The sequence below is a fragment of the Niveispirillum fermenti genome, from assembly GCF_052474395.1.
In genome coordinates, this window is the sequence record NZ_CP156679.1 from 974,424 (window position 1) to 991,396 (window position 16,973).

The 16,973-nt window shown below is 68.2% G+C and carries 16 protein-coding genes; 1 reads left to right on the forward strand and 15 read right to left on the reverse strand.

Annotated elements, in window-relative coordinates; translation table 11 throughout:
• Positions 1–5: 5 nt before the first annotated feature.
• The 14 genes from ABC728_RS08465 to ABC728_RS08530 all read right to left on the reverse strand — a co-directional run bounded on the left by ABC728_RS08465 (position 6) and on the right by ABC728_RS08530 (position 14,379).
• Entirely contained in the window at positions 6–1,709 is a 1,704-nt protein-coding gene (locus ABC728_RS08465; RefSeq protein WP_416622051.1) for a ShlB/FhaC/HecB family hemolysin secretion/activation protein, read from the reverse strand.
• 253 nt (positions 1,710–1,962) lie between these two features.
• On the reverse strand, positions 1,963–3,255 hold the full coding sequence (locus ABC728_RS08470) for a spinster family MFS transporter (RefSeq protein ID WP_416622050.1): 1,293 nt from the start codon (positions 3,253–3,255) through the stop codon (positions 1,963–1,965).
• A gap of 34 nt (positions 3,256–3,289) precedes the next feature.
• Positions 3,290–4,051, reverse strand: a complete 762-nt coding sequence (locus tag ABC728_RS08475; RefSeq protein ID WP_416622049.1) for an SDR family NAD(P)-dependent oxidoreductase — start codon at positions 4,049–4,051, stop codon at positions 3,290–3,292.
• Between the two features lie 9 nt (positions 4,052–4,060).
• Positions 4,061–5,233, reverse strand: a complete 1,173-nt coding sequence (locus ABC728_RS08480; RefSeq protein ID WP_416622048.1) for an acetyl-CoA C-acetyltransferase — start codon at positions 5,231–5,233, stop codon at positions 4,061–4,063.
• A 77-nt stretch (positions 5,234–5,310) separates the two neighbouring features.
• A complete protein-coding gene (locus ABC728_RS08485; RefSeq protein ID WP_416622047.1) occupies positions 5,311–6,282 on the reverse strand; it encodes an amidohydrolase family protein in 972 nt (323 codons plus the stop codon).
• Complete coding sequence (locus ABC728_RS08490) at positions 6,275–7,891, reverse strand: AMP-binding protein (protein ID WP_416622046.1); 1,617 nt, start codon at positions 7,889–7,891, stop codon at positions 6,275–6,277. The genes ABC728_RS08485 and ABC728_RS08490 overlap by 8 nt, the downstream gene beginning before the upstream one ends.
• A gap of 4 nt (positions 7,892–7,895) precedes the next feature.
• On the reverse strand, positions 7,896–8,705 hold the full coding sequence (locus ABC728_RS08495; RefSeq protein WP_416622045.1) for an enoyl-CoA hydratase/isomerase family protein: 810 nt from the start codon (positions 8,703–8,705) through the stop codon (positions 7,896–7,898).
• Positions 8,689–9,519, reverse strand: coding sequence for an SDR family NAD(P)-dependent oxidoreductase (locus ABC728_RS08500; protein WP_416622044.1), 831 nt, complete (start codon positions 9,517–9,519; stop codon positions 8,689–8,691). Before ABC728_RS08500 ends, ABC728_RS08495 begins: the two co-directional genes overlap by 17 nt.
• The gene (locus tag ABC728_RS08505) at positions 9,519–10,271 is read right to left on the reverse strand and encodes an SDR family NAD(P)-dependent oxidoreductase (protein ID WP_416622043.1); all 753 of its coding nucleotides are present in this window, start codon (positions 10,269–10,271) and stop codon (positions 9,519–9,521) included. The genes ABC728_RS08500 and ABC728_RS08505 overlap by 1 nt, the downstream gene beginning before the upstream one ends.
• Complete coding sequence (locus ABC728_RS08510) at positions 10,268–11,026, reverse strand: SDR family NAD(P)-dependent oxidoreductase (RefSeq protein ID WP_416622042.1); 759 nt, start codon at positions 11,024–11,026, stop codon at positions 10,268–10,270. Before ABC728_RS08510 ends, ABC728_RS08505 begins: the two co-directional genes overlap by 4 nt.
• Positions 11,023–11,778: an SDR family NAD(P)-dependent oxidoreductase gene (locus ABC728_RS08515; RefSeq protein ID WP_416622041.1), complete on the reverse strand. Its 756-nt coding sequence runs from the start codon at positions 11,776–11,778 to the stop codon at positions 11,023–11,025. Before ABC728_RS08515 ends, ABC728_RS08510 begins: the two co-directional genes overlap by 4 nt.
• A complete protein-coding gene (locus ABC728_RS08520; protein ID WP_416622040.1) occupies positions 11,775–12,794 on the reverse strand; it encodes a hypothetical protein in 1,020 nt (339 codons plus the stop codon). The genes ABC728_RS08515 and ABC728_RS08520 overlap by 4 nt, the downstream gene beginning before the upstream one ends.
• A 23-nt stretch (positions 12,795–12,817) precedes the next feature.
• Entirely contained in the window at positions 12,818–13,237 is a 420-nt protein-coding gene (locus ABC728_RS08525; protein WP_416622039.1) for a Zn-ribbon domain-containing OB-fold protein, read from the reverse strand.
• Between the two features lie 2 nt (positions 13,238–13,239).
• Positions 13,240–14,379 (reverse strand): thiolase family protein, encoded by a 1,140-nt coding sequence (locus tag ABC728_RS08530; RefSeq protein ID WP_416622038.1) that lies wholly within the window; start codon positions 14,377–14,379, stop codon positions 13,240–13,242.
• 192 nt (positions 14,380–14,571) lie between these two features.
• Between ABC728_RS08530 and ABC728_RS08535 the strand changes: the two genes are divergently transcribed.
• On the forward strand, positions 14,572–16,239 hold the full coding sequence (locus tag ABC728_RS08535) for a CocE/NonD family hydrolase (protein ID WP_416622037.1): 1,668 nt from the start codon (positions 14,572–14,574) through the stop codon (positions 16,237–16,239).
• Here the strand turns inward: ABC728_RS08535 and ABC728_RS08540 are convergent.
• Positions 16,231–16,935, reverse strand: a complete 705-nt coding sequence (locus ABC728_RS08540; protein WP_416622036.1) for a TetR/AcrR family transcriptional regulator — start codon at positions 16,933–16,935, stop codon at positions 16,231–16,233. The two genes, ABC728_RS08535 and ABC728_RS08540, sit on opposite strands and share 9 nt — an antisense overlap.
• Positions 16,936–16,973 lie beyond the last annotated feature (38 nt).

The following is a 16,973-nucleotide window of genomic DNA, read 5'->3' on the forward strand; positions in this document are numbered from 1 at the left end:
GCTCCTTACACCGTCACGACCATTTGAACCCAGGCCCGCAGGTCTCTCCGCCGGCTATCCAAGTCCGCACTGGTTACGCGCCGGCTGCCATCATTGCCGACATGATGCGAAACAGAGGCCCGCGCCTGAACATTGCGGAACGGCGTCCATTGCACCTCTGCGCCAACCCCCTGCAACACATACTGATTATGTGGAGAGGAAAGATCCTGCCACCCATCCCAGGTGTTCTTGTGCTGTTCGATGACACCAGCGTCCCAGTGTACCGACAGGCGCAGATCATTGGTGACGCGGTGGCCAAACTCGACATTCAGCAAGGCACCCTGGTCACCATTGCCCACATTGACAGGATAGGCACGCACACCGCCAATCCCCCCCAGGGTGAACTGTTCGGCACTGTTCAGATTGCGCGTGGCCACCTGGGCCGACAGCGTGATGCGGGCATCACCATCGGTCCACAGGTTCTGAAACCGCGCCACCGAAAAGTTGGCCTTGCCATAATAGCCCTGGGTACGGGCAGTGGCCTTGTCGAATTCCTTGTTGGTACGGTTTCCGGACAAATCGACAAAACCCGCCTTCACCTGTCCATCCAGGACAAAGGCCCCACCGCCCATCCAGGCGTCACGCATGCGGCGATGGGCGGCAAACGTAACCGCCGCCACTCCATTATCGGAAGATTCCAGGCCGGCCACCCGGTCATTGGTCCATTTATGTTCGGCACCCAGCGCAAAATTGACCGGATCCGACGAAGTCCGCAGCCCCAGCCAGCGCACATTCAACGCCACCGTCTGCGCATCGCCCTTCGGCGTCGCAGCATTATACTTCCTGTCGACCTCGTACCGCAGGGCGCCAGCCATGGCTTCAAACCAATACGCGCCGTCCATCACCGGCGCGCCTACCAACACCTGCATGTAGCGGGAGGATTTGGTGATCTGGCCGGTCAGTGCGAGCTGTTCCCCGACACCAAGTGTGTTCGATACTGTCATCATGCCCAGGGCACGGACATCACCGATTTCGCGGACCGAACTGTTATCGACCAGCAGGGTTGTGTTCACCGGCTTGGGTTCCAGCAGTTTCAGGCGAACATCGGTCGTGCCATCCTGCTCCCCCGCGTCCAGCACACCCAGGGCTTGCATGCCGGGGATCTGCGTCAGGTTGGACACGCCCTCGGCAATCGCGCTCGGCCGCAGCGGCTCCCCGGCGGCATTCTGCGCATGGATGAAAGCGGCGGCCCGGTCCGGGTCCAGACGGGTATTGCTGCTGGGATCGATCAGCACCCGACCCACGCGGGCTTCCAGCACCTGGATGGTGACAATACCATTCTCCAGCGTCTGACTGGGCAGCACCGCCCGCGCGAGATAGTCATGCTTGCTGTAATACCGGGCGATCTTCGCTGCCGCTTCACGCAGATCGCCCAAGGTGCAGTCACGCCCGATATAGGACGTCAACTGTGCCTGCAGTTCCTGCTCCGGAATCAGGGTCGAAACAATTCGAAAACCAGTTACGCGGACCGTCTCTCCCTCTTTCAGAAATTCGGCTTCCGGTGCGGGGGGAGCAAGGGAAGGCAGAGAGGGAGCGGCTGGCTCGTTGCGTGGAAGATTACGCTCCACATCACGCAATATCTGACCAGCATCCTGCGCCATCGCCGGATCGGATACAGCCGAGATCAGGACTGTAATGGCTAAAATTCCGTTGGTGCGAAAATTTTTCAACCATGCACCTATCGCAATAATATAATTACCATTCGCCCCCGGAAAAGATCCACCCTACATAGACCCGATCTGAACCGGCTTACCACGCATTAATGTAAGGTTTTTGACAGAACCTCAAGGGTCATGCGGACAATCTATCCTGAATAACGTCCATGCAAATTTTAGTGAGGATGTTTTTCAATAAGCAGGTGCTACATCGCCTTCCAGCCTTTCTCCGAAAAAATCGCCACTCATGGTCTGTGCCCCTTGGGCGCTATTCCACCCAATCCCGTGGCAGGGTGCGCGCGGCCAGCGCCATCAGCAGGGCCGCCAGCAGGTAGAAACCAAGGCTCAACAGCATGGCATAACGCAGGCCGTCCTGCGGATAAAGCGGCAGCAGCAGGTCGGACATCCAGCCCAGGATGAAGGTGCCCAGCCCCGGACCCAGCAGATTGTTGATGAACAGGAAACTGGCCACCGCCGTCGCCCGCATGCGCGGATGCACCAGATGCTGCACGGCAGAGATGACCGGCGCCAGCCAGACATAACCCAATGCCATGGGCACCAGCATCAGCAGGAACATGCCCCACGACAAGGTCTGCGACATGATGCCCATGGTGAAAAGCGGCACGGCGACCAGGAAGGACAGGGCGGGAAGCAGGGCGAGCGCCCGGCGGTTCCCGGCCCCCACCCTGTCACCCAGCACGCCGCCCAGCATCACGCCGGCGATGCCCCCCGCCGCCAGCAGGGCGCCCAGGAATTGCGAGGTGCCGACAAGGTCCAGGCCGAAGCTGCGCTGCAGGACGGATGGCACCCAGAAGGCAAGCCCATAGCCCACGATGGAACTGGACGCGGCCCCGAAGGCCAGCAGCCAGAAGCTGGGCTTGCGCGCCAGCGTCGCCAGCACGGGACCCAGCCGCAGGTCGGCGGCGACAGCCGTCGCCGCCTGGCGCTGGCGTGGTTCGCGCACCACCAGCCGGAACAGGGGGGCCAGCAGGACACCGGCCAGACCGACCACGATGAAGGCCGCCCGCCAGTCGATATGCGCCGCGATATAGCCGCCGAACAGCACGCCCAGCGCCGACCCGATGGGAATGCCCAGCGAATAGACCGCCAGCGCCCGGGCCCGCTGCCGGGCCGGGAAATAGCTGCTGATCAGGGAGAAGGACGGGGCCACGCCCCCCGCCTCGCCCACACCCACCCCCAGCCGGCACAGGAACAGCGTCCAGAAATTCTGCGCCACCCCGCACAGCGCCGTGAAACCGCTCCAGACGACCAGGGCGCCGGTGATCACCCAGGTACGGCTGGTCCGATCGGCCAGCCAGCCCAGCGGCACCGCCGCCGTGGAATAGAGCAGCGCGAAGGCGATACCGCCCAGCAGCCCCAGCTGCGTGTCGCTCAACCCCAACTCGGCCTTCACCGGCACGGCCAGGATGCCCAGGATCTGGCGGTCGATGAAGTTGAAGATGTAGACCAGCAGCAGCATGGCAAGCACCAGTGCCCTGTATCCGGGCGTTCCGTGGCCGTCGGCATCCCCTGCGGCGGGTATGGCGGAATCGCGGTCCATGGGTTTCCTCCCTGTTCTTGTCATTCCCTGCCGCTCAGCGGGGTGCCATGCGGATGGCGCCGTCCAGGCGGATCGTCTCGCCGTTCAGCATCGGGTTGCGGATGATGCTTTCCACCATCTGCGCATATTCGGCCGGATCGCCCAGGCGCGGCGGGAACGGCACCTGCCGTCCCAGCGATTCCTGTGCCGCCGCCGGCAGGCTGGCCAGCAGCGGCGTCAGGAACAGGCCGGGGGCGATGGTCACGACGCGGATGGCCAGTGGGGCCAGGTCGCGCGCCGCCGGCAGTGTCAGCCCGACGATGCCGCCCTTCGACGCGGCATAGGCCACCTGCCCCATCTGTCCATCAAAGGCGGCGACGGACGCAGTGTTGATGATGACGCCCCGCTCCTCCCCGATGGGATCGGCACCGGCCAGCCGCGCCGCAGCCTTCGACAGCAGGTTGAAGCTGCCGACAAGGTTGATGTCGATGATGCGCCGGAAATCCGCCAGCGGATGCGGCGTGCCGTGCCGGTCCACGGTCTTGATGGGCGGCCCGATCCCGGCGCAGTTGACCAGGATGCGCGCCGTGCCGTGCAGCCCCTCCGCCGCCGTCAGGGCGGCGTCGACACCATCGTCATCGGTGACGTCTGTCTTGAAATAGGCGCCCCCCACCTCAGCGGCCAGATCGGTGCCCAGCGCGTCGTTCAGGTCCAGGATGGCCACCCGGGCGCCGCCGGCCGCCAGCCGCCGCACCGTCGCCGCGCCCAGTCCCGAGGCGCCGCCCGTGACGATGGCGGCGATGTCCTTCAGTTCCATGTCTGATCCTCACATCGCTTCGATGATGGTGACGTTGGCGATACCGCCCGCCTCGCACATGGTCAGCAGCCCCCGCCGTCCGCTCCGCGCGGCAAGCGCATGGACCAGCGTGGCCATCAGCTTGGCCCCCGTGGCGCCCAGCGGATGGCCAAGCGCGATGGAGCCGCCATTGACGTTCAGGCGGGCAGGGTCGGCCCCCGTCGCCGCCAGCCAGGCCAGCGGCACCACGGCAAAGGCCTCGTTCACCTCGAACAGGTCGATATCATCGATGGACAGGCCGGCCCGCTGCAGCGCCTTGCGCGCGGCATGAATCGGTTCCTCCAGCATGATGACGGGATCGCCGGCCGTGACGCAGAGATGGCGGATGCGGGCCAGCGGCGTCAGGCCATGCGTCTTCAGCGCCGCGCCGCTGGCAATCAGCAAGCCGGCGGCCCCGTCGCAAATCTGGCTGGCATTGGCGGCCGTCACCGTGCCGCCCGGCGTCAGGGTCTTCACCCCCGCCACCCCTTCCAGGCTGGCATCGGCGCGCACCCCTTCGTCACGGGCATGCAATTCGGCCGTTCCGTCGGGGCCGGTGACCGGAAGGGGGATGATCTCGCGCGTGAAGGCCCCCGCCGCCGTGGCCTGTGCGGCCTTGCGATGGCTGTCCACGGCGAACGCATCCAGTTGCGCCCGGCCGATGCCGTGGCGTTCGGCCATCATCTCAGCCCCCGTGAACTGGCTGAAGGCGTCAACGCCAAAGCGCGCGCGGATGCTGTCGCTCCAGGGGGAGCCATAGCCATGGGCCTCGGCCAGGGTGGTGGCCGTCAGCATGGGCACCCGCGTCATGGATTCCACGCCCGCCGCGATGACCAGATCCTGCGTGCCCGACATCACCGCCTGGGCCGCGAAATGCACCGATTGCTGGGAGGAACCGCATTGCCGGTCGATATTGACGGCCGGAACGCTGGCCGGCAGCTTCGACGCCAGGACGCAATTGCGCCCGATATGGAAGCTCTGCTGCCCCACCTGGCTGACGCAGCCCATGATCACATCATCGATGGCGGCGGGGTCCACGCCCGTGCGGTCCACCAGCGCGTCCAGAACGGCGGCGCCCAGGTCGGCGGGATGCCAGTCCTTCAGACGCCCGCCCCGCCGCCCGCCGGCCGTGCGAACCGCGTCCACGATATAAGCCTCTGCCATCTCACATCCTCCATCGGCAGGCACCAGGGTCCGCAGGCGCATCCGCGCACCCGCCGCCACCGCGCCATCCCTGTCAATCAAAGCGGCCGGCCGGCCCCGGCCAGCAGCCGCGCGGCATTGCCGTGCAGCCATTCATCGGCCACCCCGTCCGGCAGGGGCAGGTCCGCCACCTCCGCCGCCAGGGCCGCCGCGTCCAGCCGCGACACCCAGAAGGCGGACCCGAACATCACCCGGCCCCGCAGGGCGCCGCCCGCCTGCAGCAGCACCCCTTCCCAGCCCGATCCGGCACGCGCCATGAAGCGGGGCCGGTGGCTGGAAAATTCCAGACAGACGTTGGCATGCCTTTGCAGGATGGCCACGCTATCCGCCATCCACGGCCAGCCGCCATGACCGATCACGATACGCAGATCGGGAAAGGCGGCTGCCACCCGGTCGATATGCCGGACATCAGAAATATCCAGGGGCAGCGTATTGTTGAAATTCTGCCCGGCATGGATCCAGACCGGCAAGCCCAGCCGGCTGGCCGTGCGATAGATCGGGTCCAGGCTGCGGTCCGACGCGCACACACCCTCCCAGAAGGGGGAGACGGAGACGCCGCGCATGTTCCATTCCGCCGCCGCCCTTTCCATCTCGCGCGCCGCCTGGGCCGGTGCCCGCAGCGACACGCCGGTCCAGGCGGTCAGCAGGTCCGGCGCCTTGGCCGCCAGCGCCGCGATCGACCGGTTGGCATCCACCCCGCCGCGCCCGCGCCAGGGAAAGCCGTGCAGCACCTGATGGCCGATACCGGCCGCCCGCAGACGCTCGATATAGGTCTCGTCGGCGATGTCGAAGCCGGTGCCGGCATCGATCAGATGATGGACCGCCGCCAGCGGGTCTGCCGCCAGACGGCGCAGATAATCGCCCTCCTCCACCCCGGCGCGCCGCGCCAGGGGGGCGGAGAAGCGCCGCAGATAGTCGGGTGCCGCAAGGGCGAAGCCGGTCAGGTAGGCTTCCCACACCTCCCGGTCGCCATGCACGGCACAGATATCGATCACGGGCCGTTCAGCCACCGATCCTCTCCCCCTTGATGATCAGCCCATGGGCCTCGCGGTCCCAGGTGTCGGGCGTGCGCCCCTCGGCCCGCAGGTCGGGCTTCTGGATCTTGGCCGTCGGCGTCTTGGGCAGTTCGGCCATGACCCGAATGAAGCGCGGCACCATGTAATAGGGCATGCGGTCGCGCAGATGGGCGATCACCGCGAACGGGTCGATCGCATGGCCGGGTGCCGGCGACAGCGCCACCATCACCTCGTCCTCGCCATAGTCGCTGGCCACCGCATAGGCCGCCGCCTCGCGCACCGCCGCGTGCGACAGGCATTCGCGCTCCACCTCGTAGGAGGAGATGTTCTCCCCCCGCCGGCGGATGGCATCCTTGGCCCGGTCCACGAAATAGAACTCGCCGTCGTCCGACTGGCGGAACAGGTCGCCCGTGTGGAACCAGCCATTGCGCCAGGCCGACGCCGTCGCCGTCGGGTTGTCGGCATAGCCGTGCGAGAGCGACCAGGGACGGTCCGGCCGGATCAGCAGTTCCCCCACCTCCCCCGCCGCCACCGGCCGGTCATGGGCGTCGGCCACCCGCAGGGTCACACCGGCCCGCGCCCGGCCACAGCTTTCGGCATCGGCCGGGTTCAGGGGGGACAGGATGGGAACCGCAATCTCCGTCATGTTGAACAAGGTGCGGGTTGCCACGCCGAACCGCGCCGCGAAATCCCGCGCGGCGGTGCCATGCGGCAGGATATAGGCCCAGCGCAGACCATGGTCGCGGTCACCCGCATCCGGCGGTTGCTTCACCAGGAAGGTGGCCATGGCGCCCAGCAGCGTGCAGCAGGTGGACCCCGTCTGCCGCACCATGTCCCAGAACCGCGCCGTCTCGAACCGTTCGGGCAGGGCGATGGACCGGCCCAGCAGCAGCGTGCCGATGGTGCCAATGGTGCCGCCGGCATGGAACAGCGGCAGGGTAATCAGATAGCGCAACCCCTCTGCATCGACATCCTCGAACGCGGCCAGTGCCGCCGTGGCGCCATGGCAATAGGAACTCAGCACCCCCTTGGACGGGCCGGTGGTGCCCGAGGTGTAGATGATGGCCTGCTCATCCCACGGCTCGATCGGCGTCGCCAGCCGCAGCAAAGCTTCATCGATGTCGCCATCCAGGCTCGACCGGCCCCGGTGCGGGCCTTCATCCCCTACCGCGTCGATCAGCACGACCCTGACCGCCGGGTCCAGCCCCACATCGGCCAGGCGCGGCGCCAGGCTGGAATGGCAGACCAGGACGCGGGGCCGGGCGATGTCGATGGCATTGCGCAGCAACGATCCCTTATAGGCCGTGTTGATGGGCGTATAGACGGCCCCCAGCCAGTTGGCCCCGAACCAGGTGCAGAGCGCATCCGGACCATTGGGCAGCCAGGACATCACCCGATCGCCGCGCCCCACGCCCAGCCGGGCCAGCCCGGTGGCGAACCGCCGGGCACGGTCGGCCGTCTCCCTGAAGCTCCAGCGCGCACCGCCGGGAAAGACCGCATAGGTCTGGTCCGGCCGTTCCGCCGCCCAGCGTTCCAGCACATATCGCAGCACGATCCTGTCGCGGTCGGGGACGGCCGGGTCGGTCCAGCTCCAATCGTTCATCTCGTCAGGTTCCCTTGAAGGCGGCCGGACGCTTGTCGATGAAGGCGCGCGCACCCTCCCGCGCGTCCCCGGCCTCGAAAAAGCAGCGCTGATGCGCAGCTTCCTGGAGTGCCGCGCGTTCGTCCAGCCCGCGTCCACGCGACGCGCCCAGCAACCGCTTCTGCATGGCGATGACGCGGGTCGGTCCGTCCGCCAGTTGCCGCGCCAGTTGCCCGACGCGGTCGGTGAATTCCGCATCCTCGAACACATGGCTGGCCAGACCGATGGAGCATGCCTCCACCGGATCGACGGCGCGACCCGTGGCAAAAATCTCGAAGGCGCGTGCATGGCCGACCACATGGCCCAGATAGGCGGCATTGCCTACCTGCGCGATGCGGACCAGGCCGCTGCCCATCCGCGCCGACCGGGCCATGCAGCGGATGTCGGCGGCACAGGCCAGTTCCGTGCCAGCACCGAAGGCCGGGCCGTTGACAGCCGCGATCACCGGCTTGGGACAGCGGGTGATCAGGGCCGCCACCCGCATGTAGAGGCTGGACCGGTCGGCCGGATCGACGGCGGCGCGCGGATGGTCCATGTCGCCATCCAGGAAGGCCTTCAGCCCCGCGATATCATCGCCGGCGCAGAAGGCACGGCCGGCCCCGGTCAGCACGATGGCCCGCACCGTCCCGTCCTGTTCGGCCGACCGGAAGGCGCGCAGCAGGTCCAGGCCCAGTTCCCGGTCGATGGCGTTCAGCGCCGCCGGCCGGTTCATGGTCAGCCACAGCACCCCGCCATCGCGGCGCTGGAGAAGGACGGCTTCATCCGCGTTTTGCATGAAGGCTCCATTGGTTGGGGGCGTCATCGGGGGCACGGCTGAACCAGCGGGGATAGCCGTGCAGGGTCTGGCCGCCATCGATAAGGATCTCCGCCCCCGTGATGAAAGCGGCGCGGTCGCCCAGCAGGAAGGCGGCCAGTTCGGCCACATCCTCCGGCCGGCCCAGCCGGCCCAGCGGCGTTTCCGCCACGACATCGCCGTTGATGCCGGGATCGGCCAGCAGACCCGAGGTCATGCGGGTGGTGATCACCCCCGGCATGATCAGGTTGGACCGGATGCCGTGATGACCCAGCTCGCCGGCAAGCGTCCGCGACAGCATGCGCAGCCCGGCCTTCGAGGCACCATAGGCCCCGAACAGTTCCGCCGCGTGCGCCGCCGCCGTGGAAGCGTTGAAGACCAGCGCCCCGCCGCGCGCACCCTTCGCGATCAGCCGCGCGGCCCCCTGGGCAATCAGGAAGCTGCCCGTCAGGTTGACATCGACATGCCGCTGCCAGTCCGCCGCCGTCACCTCAAGCAGCGCGCCATAGCGGCCGATACCGGCATTGATGAAGGCACCGTCCAGCCCGCCCAGCCTCTCCGCCAGGGTAGCGAACAGCAGGTCGACATCACCCGCCTCCGTCTGGTTGCAGGCGATGGCCACCACCTCCGCCCCCGACGGGTCCAGGTCTGACGCCAGGGCGGCGATGGGGTCCAAAAGCCGGTCGGTCAGGCACAATCTGGCACCTCCCGCCCGCAGCAACCGGGCCGTGGCTTGCCCGATCTCCCCCGCCGCCCCCGTGACCAGACAGGTCTTGCCCGTGAAGTCCCGCGTCATCAAAGCCTCGCCCCGCCTGAGACATGGATGACTTCGCCCGTGATATAGGCGGCGTCGGGCGACAGCAGGAAGGCGACGACGGCGGCGATCTCCTCCGGCCTTGCGTAGCGGCGCAGCGGGATCTGCGCCAGCATGCGGTCGCGCAGGCTGTCCTGGCTGCCATCGGCCGGGTTGGTCATGTCGGTTTCCGTCATGCCCGGCGCCACGGCGTTGGCCCGGATGCCGTGGCGGGCCAGTTCAAGCGCCGCCGCCTTGGTCAGGGAAACGACACCCCCCTTGGACGCGACATAGGCTACCTGCTGCGTCATGCCCTTGTAGGACATGGACGCGATATTGACGATGCCGCCACCCCCGCCCCGCGCGATGCGGCCGGCCGCGAAATGTTTGGTCAGCAGGTGCAGTGACGTCAGGTTGATCTCGATCACCCGGTCCCAGTCGCTGTCGGGGAAGGTCGCCAGCTTCGCCTTGCTGACGATGCCGGCATTGTTGACCAGGGCATCGACGCCCTGGCCATGCGCCCATTCCATCAGCGCCGCGATCTGGTCACGGTCGCGCAGATCGGCGGAGAAATGCGCGGCGTTCATTCCGTCTGCCAGCGCCTCCAGCCGCTCCCCGTCATGATCGGTGAGCAGCAGACGGGCACCCCGCGCCGCCAGCACACGCGCCATCGCCGTACCGATGCCCCCGGCAGCACCCGTGACCAGCACGGTTTGCCCGTTCAACTGCCCGTTCAACTGATTGTCTGTTGTCATGGCCTGATCCAGCCTCCATCCACGAAAAGCGCGTGGCCCGTGACATAGGCGGCGTCATCCGACGCCAGCCAGACCACGGCCTCCGCGATCTCATCCGGCCGGGCCAGCCGCCGCAGCGGCAGGCTCCGTGCCATCTTCTCCGCCTGCTGCCGCAGGCCGTCATCGGCCCGCAGCATGTCGGTATCGACATAGCCGGGGCACACGCTGTTGACGCGCACCCCGCGCGGCCCCAGTTCCAGCGCCAGCGACCGGCCCAGCGTGATCAGCCCGCCCTTGGAGACGTCGTAGGAATACTGGTTGTGCATGCCATAGGCGGCGGCAGACGCGATGTTCACGACGGCCCCGCCGGCCCGGACCAGCGCCGCCTCCGCGGCGCGGACAAGCTGGAACGGGGCCAGCAGATTGACGGCCAGCACCTTGTCCCAATAGCCGCGCCGGTGATCGGCCAGCGGGGCCATCCGGCCGATGGCGGCATTGTTGACCAGGGCGGCCAACCCCCCATCACCGTCACAGGCCGCCGCGACGATGGCGACACAGGCCGCCTCGTCGGCGACATCGCCGGCAACGGCGAATGCATCCAGCCCTTCGCCACGCAGCAGGGATGCCGCCGCCGCAGCCGCGTCCTCCCCCCGGTCATTGACCGCGACGCGGGCCCCCCGGCGGCCGAAGGCGCGGGCGATGGCAAGGCCGATGCCGCGCGCCGCCCCCGTCACCAGAACGGGCCGGCCCTTCATGTCCTCTCCCATGTCCATCATCGCCGCATCCATCCCCCATCGACGAACAAGGTGTGCCCCGTCACGTAGGAGGCGCGGGGCGAGGCCAGCCAGGTGACAGCAGAGGCAACCTCCGCCGCCGTGCCCAGCCTGCCTGCCGGCAGGGTGCTGGCGAACCGTTCCGCCATCCCGGCCAGATCGGGCGTATCGCGCAGCATCTGTGTGTCGATGAAGCCCGGCGCCACGGCATTGGCGCGAACACCCCGGGGACCCAGCTCCATGGCGAGCGAGCGCGTCAACGTGGCCAGCCCCCCTTTGGAGGCGTCATAGGCGGCCTGCCCGGCGAAGCCGACGACCGCCACCGAGGCCAGATTGACAATCGCCCCGCCCGGTGCCGCCGCCAGATCATCGGCCAGCGCCCGCACCAGCCGGAAGGCGGCGGACAGGTTGATGTCCAGCACGCGATCCCATATCTCGTCATCATGGGCCCGGATGTCGCCCCGGAACTCGATCCCGGCATTGTTGACCAGCACGGCAACGCCGCCATGGGCCCGGCGGGCGGCATCGGCGATGCGTGCCGGTGCCTCACGGTCGCGCAGGTCGGCGACCAGCGTTTCCACGACCAGCCCCGCCTGCCGGCAAAGATCCGCACTTTCCAGCAGGCCTGGACCATCGCGGTCGACCAGCAGCAGCGGCGTGCCCTGGGCCGCCAGCCGTTCCGCCACGGCCCGGCCGATGCCGCGCGCGGCCCCGGTGACCACGGCCGGGCGGCCGTTGGGGATCACCGCGCTCATTCGAATACACCCAGCGGATGCTGATGCGTGCGGTAGCGTCCTTCACGGCGGACGGCCGTGGCATAATCCACGGGCCGCCGCCCCGCGATGGCGCGGCGCACCGATCCGGCATCCAGCGGCCGGTCCACGATGAAGGACATGGCATCCGACCCCGCCCCGGCGCCATAGGACAGAAGCCCGACCCTGTCACCCGGCTGCCGCCCCTCCAGCGACAGCAGCAGCGCCGCCAGCGGCGAGGCCGATCCCAAATCGCCCAGCATCGGCGCTATGGCACCGCCGCCGACCAGGGCCGGGTCGATCTTCAGGGCCTTGGCCAGCCTGTCGGCAGCCCGGCCGTCGGGCTGCTGTACCGCGACGGCATCGAAGCGGGCATCCGCGTCCAGCCTGCGGCCCAGCGCCGTCCAGGCCCCGCCCATATGCCGCATGTCGCCCAGGCCGCTGCCGGCAAGACCGGCACCGCCGGTACGCAGGTAATCGTCACCCTGCAACCGGAACCCGTCGGCCAGATCGGACGCGGTGGAGGCCAGCGCCTCGAACCGCGCCGCCACGTTTTCGGTGCCGACCAGCACGCACACGGCCCCCGCCCCGGCCGTCATCTCCAGCGGGTCGCCGGGGGCAGCGTGCAGGCACAGCGCGTCGGCGCCGACGGCCAGCGCCCGGTCGGACAGGCCGGCCTTCACCCAGGCGATGGCCAGGGCCAGCGCCGCCGTGCCGGACCTGGTTGCGAACTGCACATCCGTGGCGAAGACCGCCGGCGTCAGCCCCAGCATGTCCGCCAGGATGGCGGCCGCTGACCGGGACAGGAAGGGCGAGGTCTGCGTGCCGAAGAACACGGCCCCGACCGGTGCCGGCAGGGGGGCGAGGTTACGCCCCGCCTCTGCCGCCAGGGTGATGACATCGGCATCGGCGTCCAGCACCGTGCGCTCCCTCACCCCCGTCCTGGCAGCCGACGCCGATTGCCAGACAGCCTCGATATCCGTCGTGGCCAGCCGGCCAGCCGGGGCGGCGAAGGACATATCGATAATCCCCACCGGCCGGCTCATGACGCCACCTTGAACTTGAAACCATAGAGCGGCAGGCCCGACTGCTCTGGCCGCCATTTACGGACCACCATTTCCACGGGCTGGTCGGGGGACAGCTCCTCATATTCGGCATCGACGATTTCGGCCATCAGCACCGGTCCCTCCTTCAGGGCGATCATGGCGAAGGGACGGCGCGACCGGCCCCCATGGCCCGCCAGCGGCGAGTGATCCTCCGCCAGACAGACGATCCGACCCTGGCCGGAGAAGGCATGCGGCTCGGGCGTGCCGTCGCATTGCAAGCAGCGGCGGGCAGGCGGGAAGGCATAGGCCTGGCATTGCCGGCAATGGCTGCCCGTCAGGGCATAGCGGGCGGCCCTTGTCCGCCAGGCCCGCGCCGGGCCGGCCACGACAGGGCGGGCAGTGGTCATCTGTGTCATGGTCAGGTTCCTGTCAGCACGGCGACGGCGGAAAGCGCGTTGTTCCCGCCCATCGACTGGGCCACCCCGATCCGGGCGTCGGCGATCTGCCGTTCCCCGGCCTCCCCGCGAAGCTGGGTCGCCGTCTCGCACAGGATGCTGATGCCGGTGGCACCCGTGGGATGGCCCAGGCCGATGCGCCCGCCATCGGTGTTGGTGGGGCAATGGCCGCCGGGTGCGGTCTCCCCCGCCGCGACGGCGCGCGCCGCCTCCCCCCGCGGGAAGATGCCCAGCCCTTCCAAGTGCAGCGATCCCATCACGCTGAAGCAATCATGCACCTGGGCCAGATCGACATCGCCGGCACCGATGCCCGCCGCGCGATAGGCGCGCTGGGCCGCCAGTGCCGTGGGCACCGCCTCGGCGATATCCTCGCCCCCCGGCCAGGCGCCGAACTTGGCCCCCATGGCGTTGGGGCCGGTGGCCGCCGCCACGCCGGCCACGCGGATGGCGCGGCGGTGGCCGGCGGTGGCGCGCGACAACACCAGCGCCGCCGCCCCGTCGCAGCCCCTGGCGCATTCCGCCCGCGTGATGGGCCGGGATGCCCAGCCGGACCCCATGATGTCATCCATGGACAGGGCGGGCCGGCGGTAATCGATGGCATTGGGATTGCGGGCCGCGTACCAGCGGTCCTGCCGCACGAAGGCCGCGACCTGTTCCGGCGTGGCACCATATTTCTGCATGTAGCGGGCATGCATCAGCGCCATGGTGTCGACATAGTCGAACCCGGCCGGCGCCTCGAAATCCTGATCGGGATAGGACAGCAGCGCGTCGGACACGGAATAGACGTCGGACATCTTCTCCACGCCCATCACGATGACATAGTCGCTGCGGCCCGAACGGATCATGTCCACCCCATGCAGGAAGGCCATGGTTCCCCCCGCGCAGGCGCCCACCACCTGGGCATAGGAACCGCCGGTCAGCCCCAGTTCCTCAGCCGCCAGCGGCCCCAGATTTTGCTGTTCGAACGCCTCCGGGCAGGTGACGGACACCAGCCCGCCCCCGATGGCCGCGCGGTCGATGCCGGCATCGGCGATGGCGCGGCTGCCCGCCTCGAAGATCAGATCCCGCCAGCCCTGGTCGGCGCGATAGCCATGTCTGGCCATCCCGACCCCGATGATTGATGCCTCTATGGCCATTGCTGTCACCCTCAATGGTTGAGGTTGGTCGTGTGGCCGGCGGCTCCCGCCTTCATGCCGGCTTTTTCATTTATATGAACGATCGTTTGTGTATATTCTGGAAATGACGTTGTCAAACGCCTTTTTCCCGGCAAGGATCAAAGAAAGGGAGAACCGCCGATGGACGGGTTTCAGGTCGAGCGCGATGTGGTGATGGCGATGCGGGACGGTGTGCGGCTGCGCGCCGATATCTGGCGACCTGTCACCGACCGGCCGGTATCGGCCATCCTGTTCCGCACGCCATACGACCGGCGCGCCTTCAATGCGGATTTCCTGCGGCCGCAGGACACGGCGGCGGCCGGATTCGCGGCCATCGTGCAGGATACGCGCGGCCGCTTCGGTTCCGAAGGCGACTGGAGGCCGCTGATGTGGGAGCAGGAGGGCGACGACGGTCACGACAGCGTGGAATGGATCGCCTGCCAGCCCTGGTGTTCCGGTGCCGTCGGCATGTCGGGCCCGTCATATCTGGGGATCACCCAACTGGTCACGGCGGCCCGACGACCGCCGCACCTGCGGGCCATCGCGCCGGCCATCGCCTCCTTTGCGCAGGGCGAGCAGGTGGAGATGGGCGGCGGCTTCCGCCTGGACCATATCCTGTCCTGGGTGGCGTTCATGGCGCTGGACTGGATGCAGCGCCGGCAGGCATCGGGCGCACCCCTGCCCGAGGACGCCGTCGCCGAGGTGCTGCGCGCCGCCCAGAACCCGCGCGCGCTGATGGATCATCGGCCCTTGCGGGATATCGGGCTGTTCCGGCTACCGGGCTTTCCCATCCGCTTCGACGATCTGGCCAACCCGGCCAATGCTGCCCGCATCCTGCCGGACATCACCGATATACCCACCCTGCATATTGGCGGCTGGTACGATGTCTTCGCGCAGTCGACGGTGGCGATGTTCCGGCAACAACGGGCGCTGGGCCGCGGCGATGCCCATCTGGTCATGGGCTGCTGGAGCCATGGCGGCAATCTGCCTTCCCAGCATGGGGAGGTGAATTTCGGGCTGGCCGCCTCCGGCGCCGGCGCGCGAATCGCCGAACGGCACATCGCCTTTTTCCGCCGCTACCTGGACGGGGCGGATGTGGCGATCCCACCCGTGCGCTATTTCCTGGCCAATGCCGGGGAATGGCGCGATGCGGCGGCCTGGCCGCCCGCTGACACCGTGACGGTCGATATCCCCCTGTCCGGTCCGGGGGAGCATGCCTACCGCTACGACCCGGCCGACCCAACCCCTACGGTCGGCGGCCGCACGCTGGGCCTGGGCGGGCTGGCCATGGGTCCCATCGACCAGCGCCGGCTGAACGGGCGGGGTGACCTGCTGCGCTATGCCACCCCGCCCGTCCCGGCCGACCTGGACCTGATCGGGCCGGTGGAGGCCGCCCTGACCTTCTCCTCCTCTTGCGTCGATACGGACGTTGTCTGCCGGCTGCTGGACATCGCGCCGGACGGAACGACGCTGCCCGTCACGGACGGGACGCTGCGGCTGCGCTATCGCGCAGGGTTCGACCGGGAAGTACCGTTGGTCCCGGACCAGCCTGTCGCCATCACCATTCCCATGGGGGACATCGCCTGGCGGCTGCGGACCGGCCACCGGCTGGGCCTGCAGGTGCAAAGCGCCAACTATCCCCATCTGGACCCGAACCTGAACGACATGTCGCCCCTGGGCACAGGCACGGCTGGCATCGTGGCCGACAACCGGGTGCATGATGGCGACGGGGCCTCCGCCATCCGCGTCACCACGGCCCGCCCACTGCCGTCCCCCCTTACCCTGCGGCCGGAACCGGCGTCAGGCTGACGCGACCCCGGCGCCCACCAGGCGCAGGGCATATTCGGCATAGGCGCGCTCCACCTCCCCGCTGCTGAGCGCGCCGTTGGAACGATACCATTCGGCAACGCGCAGGCACATGTCGCCGATGGCGATGGCGGCGATCTTGGCGGCGGATTCCGTACCGACGGCCGGCAGCACGAAGGTACCGGCGCGCTGCCCGTCCTCGATGACCTCCTCGAAGATCCGGCGCAGGCGGATGCGCTCCGCCCGCATCACGGACAGATGCGGCTCGGGCAGGGAGGTATATTCGGCATTCGCAACCAGGGCGAAAACCTGATGATGCGTATGGAAGCGCACATAGGCCGCCACGATGACCCGCAGGCGATCGGCCGCGCCATCGGATGCGGCCTGCAGCGCGTCCGCCATCATGCGGCCGACCGTCTCGTGCCCCTCCTCCACGATCTCCCGCAGCAGAGCCTCCTTCGTGGCGAAATGATTGTAGAAGGCAGCGGGGGTCAGCCCGCAGGCATCGACGATGGTACGGATGGATGTCGCCTCATAACCGTGCCGGAAGAACAGTTCGGAAGCGATGCGCTTGATCTGCGCGCGCGAATTGTTGCGCCGGCGATCGACCGGGCCGCCATCTTCGGCTTCCCGTGGCGGGGGGGCGGCCCCATTCTGCCGGCGCGATGCTGTCGATCGGGGGGAGGTCGGCGATTTCATCTCGTCTCAGCGATACCGGATCGGTTCAGGGGGACCCG

Coding starts and splice junctions, on each gene's coding strand:
- ABC728_RS08500 (WP_416622044.1), bottom strand. CDS start 9,519: ATGACGCGGGACTTCACGGGCAAGACCTGTCTGGTCACGGGGGCGGCG.
- ABC728_RS08490 (WP_416622046.1), bottom strand. CDS start 7,891: ATGAACGATTGGAGCTGGACCGACCCGGCCGTCCCCGACCGCGACAGG.
- ABC728_RS08535 (WP_416622037.1), top strand. CDS start 14,572: ATGGACGGGTTTCAGGTCGAGCGCGATGTGGTGATGGCGATGCGGGAC.
- ABC728_RS08510 (WP_416622042.1), bottom strand. CDS start 11,026: ATGATGGACATGGGAGAGGACATGAAGGGCCGGCCCGTTCTGGTGACG.
- ABC728_RS08505 (WP_416622043.1), bottom strand. CDS start 10,271: ATGACAACAGACAATCAGTTGAACGGGCAGTTGAACGGGCAAACCGTG.
- ABC728_RS08480 (WP_416622048.1), bottom strand. CDS start 5,233: ATGGCAGAGGCTTATATCGTGGACGCGGTTCGCACGGCCGGCGGGCGG.
- ABC728_RS08470 (WP_416622050.1), bottom strand. CDS start 3,255: ATGGACCGCGATTCCGCCATACCCGCCGCAGGGGATGCCGACGGCCAC.
- ABC728_RS08525 (WP_416622039.1), bottom strand. CDS start 13,237: ATGACACAGATGACCACTGCCCGCCCTGTCGTGGCCGGCCCGGCGCGG.
- ABC728_RS08515 (WP_416622041.1), bottom strand. CDS start 11,778: ATGAGCGCGGTGATCCCCAACGGCCGCCCGGCCGTGGTCACCGGGGCC.
- ABC728_RS08530 (WP_416622038.1), bottom strand. CDS start 14,379: ATGGCCAGACATGGCTATCGCGCCGACCAGGGCTGGCGGGATCTGATC.
- ABC728_RS08495 (WP_416622045.1), bottom strand. CDS start 8,705: ATGCAAAACGCGGATGAAGCCGTCCTTCTCCAGCGCCGCGATGGCGGG.
- ABC728_RS08475 (WP_416622049.1), bottom strand. CDS start 4,051: ATGGAACTGAAGGACATCGCCGCCATCGTCACGGGCGGCGCCTCGGGA.
- ABC728_RS08520 (WP_416622040.1), bottom strand. CDS start 12,794: ATGTCCTTCGCCGCCCCGGCTGGCCGGCTGGCCACGACGGATATCGAG.
- ABC728_RS08540 (WP_416622036.1), bottom strand. CDS start 16,935: ATGAAATCGCCGACCTCCCCCCGATCGACAGCATCGCGCCGGCAGAAT.